Origin of the sequence: Parvularcula bermudensis HTCC2503, from assembly GCF_000152825.2 — a bacterium.
GTDB lineage: Bacteria > Pseudomonadota > Alphaproteobacteria > Caulobacterales > Parvularculaceae > Parvularcula > Parvularcula bermudensis.
This window is the reverse complement of record NC_014414.1, coordinates 1,044,509-1,059,470: the sequence shown is the minus strand read 5'-3', so window position 1 is coordinate 1,059,470 and position 14,962 is coordinate 1,044,509. Positions and strand designations below refer to the sequence as shown.

General features: G+C 60.2%; 15 protein-coding genes and 1 pseudogene. 5 read left to right on the top strand and 11 right to left on the bottom strand.

Annotated elements, in window-relative coordinates:
* Nucleotides 1-197: 197 nt before the first annotated feature.
* Entirely contained in the window at nt 198-932 is a 735-nt protein-coding gene (locus PB2503_RS05090) for a type III secretion system chaperone family protein (protein ID WP_158305824.1), read from the bottom strand.
* A gap of 129 nt (nt 933-1,061) precedes the next feature.
* Here PB2503_RS05090 and PB2503_RS05085 point away from each other — a divergent pair, with 129 nt between their 5' ends.
* Nucleotides 1,062-2,411 carry an RsmB/NOP family class I SAM-dependent RNA methyltransferase gene (locus PB2503_RS05085; protein WP_049781988.1) on the top strand — a complete coding sequence of 450 codons (1,350 nt, stop codon included), beginning with the start codon at nt 1,062-1,064 and terminating at the stop codon, nt 2,409-2,411.
* Here PB2503_RS05085 and PB2503_RS05080 read toward each other — a convergent pair.
* Together PB2503_RS05080 and PB2503_RS05075 are read right to left on the bottom strand one after the other, a co-directional pair.
* Nucleotides 2,395-2,814 carry a response regulator gene (locus tag PB2503_RS05080; RefSeq protein WP_013300160.1) on the bottom strand — a complete coding sequence of 140 codons (420 nt, stop codon included), beginning with the start codon at nt 2,812-2,814 and terminating at the stop codon, nt 2,395-2,397. The genes PB2503_RS05085 and PB2503_RS05080 overlap by 17 nt on opposite strands.
* Before the next feature lie 55 nt (nt 2,815-2,869).
* On the bottom strand, nt 2,870-4,429 hold the full coding sequence (locus tag PB2503_RS05075; RefSeq protein ID WP_013300159.1) for a sensor histidine kinase: 1,560 nt from the start codon (nt 4,427-4,429) through the stop codon (nt 2,870-2,872).
* A 125-nt stretch (nt 4,430-4,554) separates the two neighbouring features.
* On the opposite strand from PB2503_RS05075, the gene rpsO reads away from it, so the two are divergent.
* Nucleotides 4,555-4,824, top strand: a complete 270-nt coding sequence (rpsO, locus tag PB2503_RS05070; RefSeq protein WP_013300158.1) for a 30S ribosomal protein S15 — start codon at nt 4,555-4,557, stop codon at nt 4,822-4,824.
* A 67-nt stretch (nt 4,825-4,891) separates the two neighbouring features.
* Nucleotides 4,892-6,241 (top strand): AmpG family muropeptide MFS transporter, encoded by a 1,350-nt coding sequence (locus PB2503_RS05065; RefSeq protein ID WP_013300157.1) that lies wholly within the window; start codon nt 4,892-4,894, stop codon nt 6,239-6,241.
* Nucleotides 6,242-6,339: 98 nt separating this feature from the next.
* Here PB2503_RS05065 and PB2503_RS05060 read toward each other — a convergent pair whose 3' ends face one another.
* Nucleotides 6,340-6,696: a hypothetical protein gene (locus PB2503_RS05060; protein ID WP_013300156.1), complete on the bottom strand. Its 357-nt coding sequence runs from the start codon at nt 6,694-6,696 to the stop codon at nt 6,340-6,342.
* Between the two features lie 118 nt (nt 6,697-6,814).
* On the opposite strand from PB2503_RS05060, the gene PB2503_RS05055 reads away from it, so the two are divergent.
* Complete coding sequence (locus PB2503_RS05055) at nt 6,815-7,813, top strand: adenosine kinase (protein WP_013300155.1); 999 nt, start codon at nt 6,815-6,817, stop codon at nt 7,811-7,813.
* A 21-nt stretch (nt 7,814-7,834) separates the two neighbouring features.
* Here the strand turns inward: PB2503_RS05055 and hslU are convergent, their stop codons facing one another.
* From hslU to PB2503_RS05035, 4 genes are read right to left on the bottom strand one after another with little or no spacing between them, the layout of a single operon-like run.
* Nucleotides 7,835-9,142: an ATP-dependent protease ATPase subunit HslU gene (gene hslU / locus PB2503_RS05050; protein WP_013300154.1), complete on the bottom strand. Its 1,308-nt coding sequence runs from the start codon at nt 9,140-9,142 to the stop codon at nt 7,835-7,837.
* A gap of 12 nt (nt 9,143-9,154) precedes the next feature.
* Complete coding sequence (gene hslV, locus PB2503_RS05045) at nt 9,155-9,697, bottom strand: ATP-dependent protease subunit HslV (RefSeq protein WP_013300153.1); 543 nt, start codon at nt 9,695-9,697, stop codon at nt 9,155-9,157.
* Nucleotides 9,698-9,753: 56 nt separating this feature from the next.
* Nucleotides 9,754-10,350, bottom strand: a complete 597-nt coding sequence (locus PB2503_RS05040; RefSeq protein ID WP_013300152.1) for a YiiX/YebB-like N1pC/P60 family cysteine hydrolase — start codon at nt 10,348-10,350, stop codon at nt 9,754-9,756.
* Entirely contained in the window at nt 10,337-10,675 is a 339-nt protein-coding gene (locus PB2503_RS05035) for a hypothetical protein (RefSeq protein WP_013300151.1), read from the bottom strand. Before PB2503_RS05035 ends, PB2503_RS05040 begins: the two co-directional genes overlap by 14 nt.
* 83 nt (nt 10,676-10,758) lie before the next feature.
* Here PB2503_RS05035 and hisB point away from each other — a divergent pair, with 83 nt between their 5' ends.
* Nucleotides 10,759-11,376 carry an imidazoleglycerol-phosphate dehydratase HisB gene (gene hisB, locus PB2503_RS05030; protein ID WP_013300150.1) on the top strand — a complete coding sequence of 206 codons (618 nt, stop codon included), beginning with the start codon at nt 10,759-10,761 and terminating at the stop codon, nt 11,374-11,376.
* 315 nt (nt 11,377-11,691) lie between these two features.
* Here hisB and PB2503_RS15135 read toward each other — a convergent pair whose 3' ends face one another.
* The 3 genes and pseudogenes from PB2503_RS15135 to PB2503_RS05020 all read right to left on the bottom strand — a co-directional run bounded on the left by PB2503_RS15135 (nt 11,692) and on the right by PB2503_RS05020 (nt 14,609).
* On the bottom strand, nt 11,692-12,153 hold the full coding sequence (locus PB2503_RS15135) for a RidA family protein (protein WP_041535333.1): 462 nt from the start codon (nt 12,151-12,153) through the stop codon (nt 11,692-11,694).
* 378 nt (nt 12,154-12,531) lie between these two features.
* Nucleotides 12,532-12,813: pseudogene (locus PB2503_RS15130) on the bottom strand (c-type cytochrome); the annotation flags it as partial.
* 218 nt (nt 12,814-13,031) lie between these two features.
* Nucleotides 13,032-14,609, bottom strand: coding sequence for a flavin monoamine oxidase family protein (locus PB2503_RS05020; protein WP_013300148.1), 1,578 nt, complete (start codon nt 14,607-14,609; stop codon nt 13,032-13,034).
* Nucleotides 14,610-14,962: the final 353 nt, after the last annotated feature.

Here is a 14,962-nt window from a genome sequence, read left to right as displayed (position 1 = left end):
GTGGCGCTCGATAGGGGCCGCTGAAGAGTAGAGACGTCAGCCCCGCGCAGCTCTCGCGACTGCCTGACCGCAAGAGCCCCCCACCAGCGACGAACGCCCGGGGAAGGCGAAAGGGGTCAGCCAAGCAAGGCCCGCTGCCCCAGACGTCAATGCGGGAAATAGAATGCCAACAGCGTTGGGGCCAATGCCCCCATCGCTTATCGCTTGCCGGTAACGGCATTCACGATACGGCCTGGGGCCAACCCGTCGGCCTTGATGAACGTATCGACCACATCGGTCATCGCCTCAAAGCTAACCTGGTGGGAAGACGGCGAAAGACCGATCTGTGCCGCAAGATCGCCATCGGCCAGAATGCCTTGCATATTCAGCCCATTAGCGGCCAGATCGGTGTCCAACGCCTCTTTTTGAACGGTCTGGGTCGCCTCGAACAGATGGCGATCGAAGGTCGACGCCATATGCAGATAATTGGCGATCGACACAGCGATATTGCCCTTTGGCGTCCCGTAATCGGCGATGTCATAGCGACTGACATAGGCGACGCCGCTATCGTCCACCCCGGTGGAGACGAAAGCATAGCGATAATTGAACGCCGCCACCGTGCGGGAGGGCGCGTTGGTCTCGAACAAGGAAAGAAGATGCAGGCCGCGACAGCGCTTATTATTGTTCTCACACGCCGTGGGGGTCAGTTGGAATTTGAGCCCATTCGGCGCGGCGGCAAGAATGATCCGACGGCCATCGGGCAATGTTGCGCCCTGATAATCGAGACCGAGCTCATCGAGAATGGGAAGAAGTGCTTCGGCGTGAAGGCTGGGCACGATCGATGTTGGGTTTGACACAAGTGAGTCAGGCGCCGTCAAGGCATTGCTCTGTGCCGCCGCCGTCATCGGCATCAAGGCCGCCAGCGCCAATGCCGAAAATTTCGTCTTTACCATTCGTCGATCCCCCATTTGACCCATGCCACCTTGGCCTCTCAGCCACCCTTTGAACAGTAACCTATTGTTGATGAAGTGTGTAGGTCCCAAAGCCACCCCTCTCAATCCCCCATGCCCCGGAGTTTTCCCGTGCCCCCTCATCGTTTCACCCGCTCATCGACACTGACGCCGGCGCCGTCTGACGAGCCCGGCCTGCCCGCGCGGCGGGCGGCCCTCGACATCCTTCTTGCCATCCGCCGGGGCCAGGCCCTCGACATGGCCATGGCGGAGAGCGAAGCCTTCGAGGATCTTGAAGGGGCTGACCGGGGCTTTGCGCGCACGCTGATCATGGCGGTCTTGCGCCGACAGAATACCCTCGACGAGGCCTATGGCACCTTTCTGGATCGGCCTCTCAAATCCACTCAAGGCACAGTCATCACCCTTTTACGGCTCGCCGCGGCGCAAATCCTTTTGCTGGGCGTTCCCCCCCACGCCGCGACCGCAACCACGGTCGACCTCGCCAAGGAACGGCGGGACAGTGCGGGCTTTGCGAAATTACTGAACGCCCTTTGCCGCCGTATGGTCGAGAAGGGACCCTCCCTCATCGAGGATTATCCTCCGCGGACTGATGTGCCGGGATGGCTGTGGCGCCGACTTGAACGCCATTATGGGGCCAAGACCGCCCGCCGCCTGGCGGCCGCCTTTGTTCAGGAGCCGGCGCTCGATCTCACGCCCAAAGATCCAAAGGAGCGAGAACGCCTCGCCACCGCGCTTGAGGCCCACCCGCTAGGTCCTGTCAGTTTGCGCCGTACTGCCGGGGGACGGATTGAGGACTTGCCCGGATACACCGAGGGGGACTGGTGGATCCAGGACCTCGCGGCTGCGCTGCCTATCAGCTTGCTGGGCGATTTGACGGGCCAGCGTGTATATGACCTGTGCGCGGCCCCCGGGGGCAAGACCGCGCAACTTGCCGCCGCCGGGGCGCATGTGACCGCTGTCGATATTTCAGCCAAGCGACTGCGTCGGCTTGAAGACAATCTCGCCCGTCTGGGTCTTCGTGCGGATACATTCGTCGGCGACGTCCTGGGCTTTTCCCCTGACGAGCCCGCAGATCTTGTCGTTCTCGACGCCCCCTGCACCGCCACCGGCACCGTTCGGCGACATCCCGATCTCTTGTGGTCGAAGAAAGAAGAGGATGTGGCGGAGCTGTCAGCCCTTCAGGACCAGATGCTCCACCATGCGGCACGACTTGTCCGGCCCGGCGGACGACTGATGTTTATCACCTGCTCGCTCCTGGCGGAGGAAGGTGAGGACCGTAGCCGCGCCTTTCTCTCCCGTCACAGCCAGTTCACGGCAGAACCGCTCAGCGATGACGAAAAGGAGCGCCTTGGCCCGCTCAATGCGGCGAAGGACGGTCACCTGCGGACACGCCCGGATCTGATCGCGGATGCGGGGGGCATGGATGGATTTTATGCGGCCCGCTTCACGCGGCAGGATTAGAGGTCGATCCGCGGCGATCGTCGCGCCGCCATTCCTGCCGCAAGCGTGAGGCAATTTGCGCATAGCCGCGCCGTGAATCGGGTTTGACCAGATAGGCGCGAGCCCGATGGGCAAGACAGAACCGCTCCTCCTCCGGATCGTTTGCGGTACTGAGCACAACTACGGGTATCTCACTCCAATCGTCATGCCCTTCGAGTTGCAACAACAACCGTCGGCCGTCGATGCCGGGCATCATCAAATCAAGAACGATGAGATCAGGCGGTTCGGGTCGGTCGAGCGCATGGAGCGCTTCATCGCCGGAGGAGGCAATCTCGAGCCTGACAGTATCATCGAGCTGATCAAGAGCGCGGGCAATAAACCGCTGGTCGATTGGATCATCGTCCACGACGAGAATAGTAACCATACGACCTATTTCCCAAATGTGCCCAACCACCTTCGGGAGAGAGACCACCCGGTGATCAGCCCGCTTGCATGGGTAGAGCGATCAAGAAGCGCGCACCCGAAGAGTATTCTGGATCCAAGGATATCCTACCTTTATGGACATTAACAATACGGCGACACAGCGCGAGGCCAATTCCCATGCCCTCCTCCGCGCCATTCGCCCTTGGGGTTAGTCGCCGCAATGGCTCGAAAACGCTTTCCATTGCGTGTTCTGGAATACCCGGACCATCGTCCTCAACCACAATGATATGCTGCAATTGGCGAATATCGCGTCGATAATATATCCTAATATTAGTCCCCGATTGATTCGCATACCGACACGCATTGTCGATCAAGTTTTGGAAAAGGGATATCAATAATGTCTCCTCCCCCTGAATTATCGGCAACTGACCCACATCGATATTTACCGCATCTTGATCGACAGTGCACTTCATTTGGGCGATAGTATTTGCCACCACAATATTTAAATCCACCGCACGCGGATGAAAATCAACCGTATCCAGTCGGGCCAGCTTGAACAGTGCTGAGACCATCAGTCGCATCCGCGTCAGCCCGGCCTCAAGACCGGAAAGGGCTTCGAGCGTATCGCCTTCGATATCGAACGACTTGGCCCTCAAATCATCCTTTAGGATATCGAGAAACATCCCCGCTTGGCGCAAGGGCGCCCTCAAATCATGAGAGGCGAGAGACGCAAAGGATGTAAGGCTATTATTCAGTGTTTTGAGTTGTTCTTCGCGATTCTTGAGTTCGGTAATGTCGGTGGATACAACGAGAACGGATTTATTTTCTTCAGGCTCCGGCAGGGGAACGCGATCCGTCTTCATCCAGCCTGCATGGCCGTTTGCCGCCCTGTACGGCTCGATTCGGTTGAGGCTTGGCTCACCCAGTGCGATAGCGGAACAGTCGTCATCCCGATAAAGGGGGGCGAGCTCTGGGACCAACTCCTCCAATGACCGCCCCTCAAGGTCTTCGCCCCTATCGTGGCCAAAGGCTTTGGCACTAGCCCGATTGGCCCACAGAATAGTCCCTTCCTCCGTCCGCCGAGAGAGTTGTGTAGGGACAAGGTCGAGGATCCGACGAATAAAGACATCCTGCTGGTGCAGAACATCCCGGGTTCGGGAAAGATCAAGGCGACTTGAAACCCCTATCGCCATCAGTTCCGCCCAGTCGACAACATCAGCGTAGGAGGGCGCGTCCTCGCGAGTCGTGGCGAAGATCAGATGACCAACGACCTCCCCCCCCTGCTTTAGAGGGGCAATGAGCAAGCGAGTCGCCGATCGATTCTGGGTGTCCCTTAGGTCACAATTCTCGGGGATCCCTTTGCGTTCGTAGGCCCCTCCCTCATCGGTGAGAAAGCGTCGCACTTGGTCGTTAAGGGGCAGAAATTCAGCGCCCCCCTCCTGCGGCAGGAGGCCATTCTGCGCGACAATCCACACCCGTTGGCGGAGCTCCAGAACGCAGAGACCGATCTCTGAATTGAAGAGGTCGCATCCGAAACGCACCAATTTGTCGAGGTTCTGCCGCAGGAAGGTGATTTCGTCTTCGGGCAGGCGAGCAAGCAATTCCGCAATCAGCATGGCGACATCCTCTACAGCGTCTTGCTTGTGCTTGCGGATCGCGGGTCAATCAACTAAGGGCAGCACTTCGCTGGACGGTGCCCTGGCGAGCGACCATCCCTTTGGCACCGCGGAGAAGAAGAACGATGTCGATTTCCCCGGCGCGTAAAGCCGATCTGATTGCCGAATACGCCAATGAAGAAGGCGATACCGGCTCCCCCGAAGTGCAAGTCGCGATTTTGACCGAGCGGATCAACAATCTGACCGAGCATTTCAAGGAACATAAGAAAGACAACCACTCCCGCCGTGGCCTCCTGAAAATGGTGTCTCAGCGACGTCGCTTGCTCGACTACGTCAAAGCCAAAAGCGAAGATCGCTACCAGTCTTTGATCGAGCGGTTGTCGCTGCGTCGCTAATCGCGCTTTTCCCCTCGATTTCGGCAAGAACCGGGCTAGCCTTCCCCCTCGATAGGAGGAGGCTGCCATGGCCCAGCCAGAAATGACCGCCTCGGCAGAGGCAGAGGGGAAACCCGGCGCGATCGCCCGATTCCTTTCCCCCTATCGGCGACCTGAAATGGTGGCGATGCTGGTCCTCGGCTTCGCCTCCGGCCTCCCCCTCTATCTTTTTTATTCGAAAACATCGATCTGGCTTCGAGAGATGGGGATCGAACGGTCGACGATCGGCTTTTTCTACTGGATCGGCCTCGCCTATACCCTCAAATGGATTTGGGCACCGATTATCGATAAAGTCCGTGTCCCCAACCTCACCAACGCCGTGGGGCATCGCCGGTCGTGGATGATCGTGTCGATCACCGGCACGGTACTCGGCTTGATCCTATTATCCGGGGCGGATCCGACATCGGGTCTCGGCATGGTGTTGATCGGCGCGGGGTTGGTCGCCTTTTCAGGCGCCACCCTCGATGTCTCCATCGATGCCTGGCGCATCGAAAGCGCGCCCACCGATCAGCAGGCCAATATGGCCGCCGCCTATTCCCTCGGCTATCGCGGTGCCCTGATCACATCGAATTTCGGCCTCGTCATCGCCGGCACGACTAGTTGGGGCATTTCGTTTCTGACCATGGCGGCGGCGATGGCCATTTGCGCAGCGCTGGTCCTCAAGATGAAAGAGCCGCCCCGACCGGCGGGGGCCACCTTGGCCTCGACGGATTCCTTCGCAAAGCGCGCCTATCGCCTCTTCGCGGAGCCTTTTTCTCAAGTCGCCAAACGCTATGGCACGCTCTTGATCCCCATCGTGCTCTTGGTCCTGATTTATAGGACCAGTGACTTCACCATGGGGGTGATGGCTGGACCGCTTTATATCGACCTTGGCTATGCCACAGAAGTCATCGGCGCGATTCAGACGGGTCCCGGCGTCTTGGCGATCTTTATCGGTCTGTTTCTTGGCGGGGCCATCGCCAATTGGATCGGGGTTTTGCCCTCTCTGATCGTGGGCGCGATATTAACCCTCGTCACCAATGGGGCCTATGCTTGGTTCGCGGCCGTTGCGCCGACGGATGGCTCTAATCTCCTGGCGCTGACCGCCGCGATCTGTGCCGACAATATTGCGGGGGGCTTTGTGACGACCGTCTTTATCGCCTATCTGTCCGGCCTCGTTGACCCCGCCAACGCGGCCACACAATACGCTCTGTTCTCGTCTCTCTATGCCTTTGTGAATAAGTTCGTGGCCGGATTTTCCGGGCTGATGGTCGATACGGTGGGATATGTCTGGTTCTTTCTCATCACCTCCAGCTACGCGATTCCCGCCGGCTTGCTCGTTATCGTCCTGATGCGGATGCAAAAAAGGCGAGGCAGCGTTGTCAGTGACGACACCTAGAACCTTTCGAATGCGAAGCGGGAACCGGCTTGCGGGAAGAAAAGGCGACAATACAAAGGTCTAGAGACACTTCACGACGACGATTGATCGATAGGGCTCTAGACCCCGGCGGTTCCGTCTTTCCGGGCAGATGTCAGGCAAACCGAAAGGTCCGGCCCCGGCTCACCGAGGGTCAGGGGGCCGGCAGACAGCGTGGTGACCCGCCCACCGGCGGGCGCCACCACCGCATAGAGCTGGCAAGACGGCGCGCGATACCGCCGGAACTCATTTGCCCCCTCCCGCCGGACAAAACTCGGCGGCCCGATCTGCCCTTCCAGGGCCGCGACAGGCGCCCCCAGAAACCGATTGGGATCGAGGGGCTGTGGTCGACGCTCATCGGCCAGGGCCGACTGCTTGGCCACCAGCTCGCCCAGCGGATCAGGGGCGGGCGCCTCGACAGTTTCGGGGGTCGGCATCGGGTCCACCGATTTCGTGGCACACCCGACCGGCCCTAGACCCAGGCAAATCGCGCCTATTGCGGCAGCGGCCAGCCCACCGCTAGGGCGAGCGCTGAATGAGAAATGGAGAACCGACATGGCCCCTCAATTTGACGTGATCGCGATCGGAAATGCAATCGTCGATCTTTTGGCCCATGTCCCCGACGGCTTTCCAGAGGCGCATGACGTGCCGCGGGGCGGCATGGTTCTGATCGACAGCGAAAAAGCCGCCGCCATGACCCGAGCAATGCCGGGGAGCGAACAGGTGGCGGGCGGATCGGCCGGCAATTCCATGGTTTGCCTTTCCCGGCTCGGCGGGGCGGGCGGCTTTGTCGGCAAGGTCGCCAATGATGAGCTGGGGGATGCCTATCGCCGCTCAATGGAGGAGGCGGGGGTCCAGTTCATTGCCGCCCCCCTGGACCAAGGGCCGCCGACCGGGCGCTGTCATATCGCCGTCACCGCGGATGCTGAGCGGTCAATGGCGACCTATCTCGGCGCGGCCGGCGAAGTCTCCGAGGCCGATATCGACGACGACATGATCCGCCGTGCCGAGATGGTTTTCTTCGAAGGCTACCTCTTTGACGGGGAACTGCCCCGCAGCGCGTTCGAGAAAGCGGCCGCCATTGCCCACAAGGCAGGGAAGCGGGCCGCCCTCACCCTTTCGGACGTCGGCGTCGTCGAGCGCAATCGTGACGAGTTGATCCGCATTCTGGAGAAGCATGTCGATCTTATCTTCGCGAATGAAGACGAAGCCCGGGCGCTGTTCGGCCACCACGAAACCCCAGCCGAGCTGGCCGCTGAGATGGCCAAACTTGTCCCCTTCGGCGCGATTACCTGTTCTGAGCGCGGATCGATTGTCTATGGCCCCGACCAGGACGCCACGACGGTTCCTGCCGTCGCTCCGGTACAGTTGGTGGACACGACCGGCGCAGGCGATGCCTATGCCGGCGGCTTCTTTTATGGATTTACCAGGGGCAAGCCGCTGCCGAGCTGCGCAACGCTTGGGTCAGTCATTGCCTCGGAGGTGATTTCCCATATGGGGCCGCGGCCGGTGGCGGATATTCGCCAAATGGCCGCGGATCGCGACCTCCTTTGACGGCGCGATCGTAAGGGAAGGTTACAGAATATATTTTGAGAGGTCGGCATTCCCCGCCAACCCCTCCAAGCGCGTGTCGACAAAGGCTGCGTCGATCGTCACCGTCTCGCCCGCGCGTTCGGCGGCGTCGAAGCTGACCTCTTCCAGGACGCGCTCGAGAATCGTCGAGAGACGGCGGGCGCCGATATTTTCGACATTCGCGTTCACCTCCGCCGCCTTTTCCGCCAGCCGAACGATGCCGTCATCCGTAAAGGTGACGGTCAACCCCTCCGTCTCGAGAAGGGCCGTATACTGTTTTGGGAGACTGGCTTCTGTATCGGTGAGGATCGAGACAAAATCATCGACGGTCAGTGCTGACAATTCGACGCGGATCGGAAGGCGCCCCTGAAGTTCCGGCAAGAGGTCCGAGGGCTTGGCGACATGGAACGCCCCCGAAGCGATGAAGAGAATGTGATCGGTCTTCACCGGCCCGTACTTTGTCGACACCACGGAGCCTTCGATCAGGGGAAGGAGGTCACGTTGCACCCCTTCCCGGCTGACATCGGCCCCGCCCCGGTCCGACGACTTTGCGACCTTGTCGATCTCATCGAGAAACACGATCCCGTCATTTTCGACGGCGGCAAGTGCTTCCTGCGCCACCTGGTCATCATCAAGCAGCTTGTCGCTCTCCTCCGCAATCAACGGTTCGTAGACGTCCTTGACCTTCATCTTGCGGGTTTTCGTCTGTCCCCCGAGGGCTTTTCCCATGATATCCGACAAATTGATCATGCCCATCTGGGCCCCGGGCATTCCCGGAATGTCGAACATTGGCGCCCCTTTTCCGCTGTCTTGAAGATCGATCTCGATCTCCGCATCGTCGAGCTCACCGGCGTGCAGCTTCTTGCGAAAGCTAGCGCGGGTCGCCTCGCTCGCATTCTCTCCCACAAGGGCGCTGAGCACCCGTTCTTCCGCCGCGTCGTGGGCTCGGGATTTGACTTGCTCCCGTCTACGCTCACGAATCAATTGCATCGAGACTTCGGTAAGATCACGGATGATCTGGTCGACATCGCGGCCGACATATCCGACCTCGGTGAATTTCGTCGCCTCGACTTTCAAAAAGGGCGCGCCGACCAGCTTTGCCAGTCGTCGGGAGATTTCGGTCTTGCCGACCCCCGTCGGTCCAATCATCAGAATATTCTTCGGCGTGACCTCGTCCCGCAAATGATCAGGAAGCTGTTGACGCCGCCATCTGTTCCGCAAGGCCACAGCCACGGCACGCTTCGCTTCGGTCTGTCCCACGATAAAGCGATCGAGTTCCGAGACGATTTCTCTCGGGGTATAACTGGACATAGTCCCTACTCCTTACGCCGATGTCAGGGTTTCGACGATTAACCGATCATTGGTGAAGACATCCAGACCACTGGCGATGATCAACGATTTCTCGACGATCTCCCGAGCGGAGAGATCCGTATTCTGTGCAAGGGCAGTGGCCGCAGCTTGGGCATAACTGCCCCCCGATCCGATCGCGAGGATGCCGACATCTCCGGTCTTTTCAGGCTCGATCACATCCCCAAGCCCTGAGACCATGAGCATTTGGGAAGCGTCAGCGACGATCAACATCGCCTCGAGCCGCCGAAGGTATCGGTCAGTGCGCCAATCTTTTGCCAATTCGACCGCTGAGCGCAGCAATTGACCCCGATATTGTTCGAGCTTGCCCTCAAGGCGCTCAAGCAAGGTGAAAGCGTCCGCCGTCCCCCCGGCGAACCCGGAGAGGACAGCCCCGTCGGCCAATCGCCGCACCTTTTTCGCATCTCCCTTTGAGACCACTCTCTCCCCAAGGGTCACTTGGCCATCGCCGCCCACGGCAACCTCCCGACCCCGTTGTACGGCGAGAATTGTGGTCATATCGGATCCTTCATCTCATCAAAGTGTCTTTGGAGGTGGGGCCTCAGCGCCCCCCTTCAAGGGGAGAGGGCGTAGCGGACGCCTTTCTGCAGGACCGGCGCCTCGGCGAGGTCGGACAGCGTGATCGCGATCTCTCCGGCGAAATCGGTCTTATCGGGGACCGCATCGGCGCCGAGGGCCTCTGAAAGAGCGCGCCACACCAATTCCGTACAATAAAGCGCCCCCTCGGTTTCCAGGGAAAACGCGCGGTCAAACGGGAGCCCTTCCTTCGCCAGAAGGGCCGCCAAAAATCTTTGCCTCTCCTGAGGGGTAAGGTCGGGGCGATAAACCGTCACCGCCCGTCCCCCTTTGAGCGCGCGATCGAGGGACCGCCGCCCGACCCCCGCGCCCTGCGCCGGCAGGGGGCCGCCCGCATCGATCACCTCGATCCGCCGAGCCGCGACAGACACCACGACGATGACATGGCCATAAGGACTGCCGGGATCGGAAAAGCTGCGGGCAAGATCCCCCCACAGCCCGTCAGCCTCTAGAAAAAGGACATCCCCCGCCTCGACCGCCGCGAAGAGCGCCCGGTCTGGGGCAGAGACGGCCCCCGTCCCGGCCCCTGAAAAGACCAGGCCGGTGAACAGAAAGACCAGCTTAACGAAGGGCAAAGGACAAAGTGCACGACTTTGCGGCTGAAAGGAACGTCTTGACCCCACTGGCCGTCAGCTCCCCCTCCTCACTCATTTCCCCCAATCGTTCCCGGAGGATCTGGCCGGTTTCGGCCTCAGCCATGAGCCGGCCATAGGCGCGTTTTTCCGCCGGGGTCAGGCTGGCGGTCTCCTCCCGCAAACAGGTGCAAAAGGCATCCCGCTGCGCCGCCGTGGCATCACGGTCTCGTTTAACGAGGGTCTGGCATCCCCTCTCGAATTGCCCCTGAGGCCCCCCACATGAGGCGAGACAGACAAAAGAGATCAGAATGGCGAAACGACGCATAAAGGCTCCTCCGCTAGGACCGGCTCTTGGACTTTGACCGTTTCCGGCGTAACGCAACAAGTTCTTTAAGGAATGACACTGCCATGCCCCTCGACTTCCCCACTTCGGGCCGTGTCGCGGAACACAGCCGAAAGACCAAAGAGACCGATATCCGGGTCAGGATGGATCTTGACGGCACCGGCCGATCGGATGTGTCGACGGGGATCGGCTTTCTCGACCATATGCTCGAAGGATTTGCGAAGCACTCCTTGATCGATCTGGAAGTCGAGGCGAAGGGCGATCTGCATATCGACATGCACCACACCACTGAGGATGTGGGGATCGTCATGGGGCTGGCCGCGGCGAAAGCGCTGGGCGATGCAGGGGGCATTCACCGCTTCGGCCACGCATATGTCCCGATGGACGAAACCTTGACCCGGGCGGCCCTCGATGTGTCAAAACGGCCATATCTGATTTGGAAGGTCGCGTTCAGCCGAGATAAAATCGGCGAAATGGACACCGAGCTGTTCAAGGAGTGGTTCCACGCCTTTGCGACCAATGCCGGGCTCTGCCTGCATGTCGAAAATCTCTACGGGACGAACAACCACCATATCGCCGAGAGTTGTTTCAAGGCCCTGGCGAAGGCGTTCGACATGGCGATCCGGCTCGACGAGCGGCGGGCGGGGGCAAGTCCGTCAACCAAGGGAAGCCTTGGGTCCTAGAGCCGTTTCAGATCAGCGGTGCCGCGGGAACGTCTTTAGGCTTTTGTTTCGTCGCCTTTTCTCACGCGAACCGGTGCCCACTTCGCTTGAAAAGGCTGTGAGCCTTTGCTGGGTCGCCTTTTCTTCACGCGAACCGGTGCCCACTTCGCTTGAAAAGGCTGTGAGCCTTTGCTGGTCGCCTTTTCTTCACGCGAACCGGTGCCCACTTCGCTTGAAAAGGCTCCTAGAGCCATTTCGCGACATCGCGATACGCCCGACAAAAAGCTCCCGCCGCCAAGGGCGGGGGAGCTTTAAGCAGAGGACGGAGGCGCGACCTTAGCGCACCGCCACCACTTCGATTTCCACCAACCAGGACGGATTGGCGAGGCCCGCCACTTCGAGAACCGAACGCGTGGGCAGATTGGGCTGCTCCTCGGTCCCGAAGAACTGGGTATAGCCCTCCATGAAGCCGCCGAAATCCATCGTTGCCGCGCCCTCGGGCTTCACCAAAAAGACCTGCATCTTGATGACGTCGGACATGGTGAGGCCAAGCCCTTCGAGTTTCGTCTCGATCGATTGCAAGGTCGACACCGTCTGGTCGGTCGTGTCGCCATAGGCCTCGGGGGACCCCCGCGGCGCCTCTTCATTGATCACCTGCGGCACCGTCCCGCTGAGATAGACCAAGGAGGCCGTGGGCCGCACCTCGACCGCCAAGAGGATCGGGAAATCGGAATTCGGGATCTTGTGCCGCACCACGAGATTGTCGCGCATCATCCGGTCGAATTCTGCATCGGACATGCCGAGCGCCGCCCGGGGCCCCCCGGATGGACGCGAGGTCGAGGAAGCAGAAGGGGCGCTGTCGGCAGGGGCCGACGGAGACGTCTCGGAGGCAGACGGCGCTGACTGTTCAGAAGACGTCGCGGCTTGCGCCGCGTTTGCCGATGACGTCTCAGCTTGGGGGGCAGAGGGTTGCGGGGCGGGCGCGTCCGGCTTTGGCGCCGACGCGGGGGGAGCGGTGCGTTGGTCACCGGTCGAGGCCATATCGGCAACGAGGACGATCCCCGGCGTTTCGTCCGGTTCGCCGCGGACATAGCGGTTTTGCGGGGTCCGCATGGACGCCACCATCTCCACCGTCGCCGCCGCGTCGAAGTCATTCATGTCGGCCTGAAGATAATTCACCAGCGCCACGACCTGTTCGTCGGAGAGATAAGGCCCGATCGGCGGCATCCCTTTCCGCCCATTCAGGGTCATGGAGATCGGGTATTGCGGGAAGGATAGATTGCCGTTGTCTTTCAGCGCAGGATAGGCGGCGCCGCCGACGGCGCCGCTGCCGTCCGGCATGTGACACCCCGCGCAGACCGCCGCGTAGATGGCCTTGCCATCGGCCGCCTCAAAACCGCGATCGTCAAACGTTCTGCGGTCGAGGGCGACCTGCGCCAGTTCCTGATAGCTGCCCATCGCGCCGCTATTTAACGACGCTGAGGCCGTCGTGGCCGGGGCCGAGGTCCGCCCCGCGGTCATGGGCCCCGAGAGGGGCTCCGAGATGGGCGCCTCGGCTCCAGCGCTCGTTGCAGAGGTGGATTGATCCTCATCCCCACCCGAACACGCGGCCGCCATAGCCAGCAGAGCGAGGGGGAGAGACGTTCTTACTAAAAGAGATACTGTCATATTTCCGTTCACGCTTGAATGACCCTTTCATGGAGCGTTTGGATGGCGTTGAGACCGGACAGGATGCCCCCCTCCAACCACGCTCCTCGATAGGAGAGATGCTCGCCGGCACAAATCACACGATTGTCGAGTTTGATCGCCTTTTGATAATCGGTGTCCTTATCCCGCCAAATGCCGAAGCATCCAAGAACCCATGGCACCTTGTGCCAGACCACCGACACACCGGACTTGTACTCATCCTTGTACTGAGGATGAATCTGAGAACCGAACTCAACCGCCCAGCGCACGCGCTCCTTCGGTGACATGGCGTTGAACTCATAGGTTTCTTCGGGGCTCCAGCTATAGCCGCCGAGCACGACCGCCGGGCCGTCGGAGAAAAAGCCTGTCGAGGGATAGCTGATCAGTTCGATTGGCAAATTGGTATAGGAGATCCCGCCGTAAATATCCTCATCCTGCTCCCAGAAGCGGCGCTTGAATTCGAGCCCCCATTTCGCCGAGCCCAGATAGTACATATTGTCGATGGCCTTGGAGAGATCAGCGGACAGATTGTGCTCGATCTGGCCGAGGATCGAGAAGGGGATCGTACAGACACAGTAATCCGCCGTTTCCGTCCGCTGGGCATTGCCGGCGGCGGTATCCTCATAGACCACGCGCACCTGGCCGTCCTCCTGCAGGAGCGATGTGACCCTGGCATTGTAGGTGATAAGGTCGCCAACCTCTCGCGCGAAGGCCTGGGCGATCATATCCATCCCGCCGACCGGCTGGAACATGGGGGTCTGGAACTCCATTTCCTCGGTGATGGCGAATCGCCGCCACAAATTGGAATTGAGGATCTGAGACGGATCGAGGGGGGTTGAGGGCAGCGGCGCGCCATCCACCCCCGCCCCGGGGTCACGGTCATATCCACGGAACCGACTGGTCTTTAGGCTCGACCGATATTCGTAATTCTCGTTCAGCGCCCCGACATTGCGCAACGATTCAAGCAGGACCTCCCGATCCTCTGCGGTGACCTGGTCGTTCAAATTCCCGGCTTTGAGGGACTTGGCCAAGAGCTCCGAAATATGGCCGCGATAGTCCGACGCCACCTCACGATAGCGCTGGGGTTTGCCGCCAAAGGCCTCCGTATTGTGCAGGTAGGCGTTGTGGTTCTTCTCGATAAAGGGTTCGAGTTGAACCCCAAAACGCTTGCAATAATGCAGGACGGCATGGTGGTCATGCGGCAAGCGCCAGGGGCCGGGGTTGATATAGTTTCCTTCGGCGAACCCGACATTCTGTACAGCTCCCCCAAGCTCTTCGTAGCGATCGCCCCCGCGCAGGGTCCAACACCGGCCCCCGGCCTTTTCTCGGTATTCGAGAATCTTGACGTTGTATCCCGCATCACGAAGCTCGAGCGCGGCGGTCATGCCCGCCACCCCGGCGCCGAGAACCAAGACACTGGCCCCCCCCGGATCGCCCTCAAGCGAAACGGGGCCCGAAAATGTCGACGGTGCCGCATGCCCCAGCGCCGTCATGGCCTGATACATCGCAGCGCTCCCTGCGGTCGCCCCGATCATGGTCAACAAATCTCGGCGTGTCGGTGTTCCCATCGGTCTTGATCTCACTTCCCTGGCCAGATTGGCCCGATATTTCTCAACTTGGGCGGACACCTAAGCGCCTCATCCCACGTCCCCCGCCCTGAGGGGTAGCGCGGTGACATAATCACGACTTCGGCCGTTTGGGAAGCGGTGCACAAAAGCGAGGCGCAAAATTGCGCCAAATACCCATGATAAAGCGACTTCTCGCGTCATTCCGCTATTTGGTTGTTATTTCACCTCTTTCACCGCTAAAGGCTGTGTCATACGCGGCGGCGGCGCAGACGCCCAAATGGGAACCGGGACCTTAGGCGTTCGTTTCCCCAAAATTCCGCCTTCTTTCCGATAACAGCCGAGAAACAGGGGCC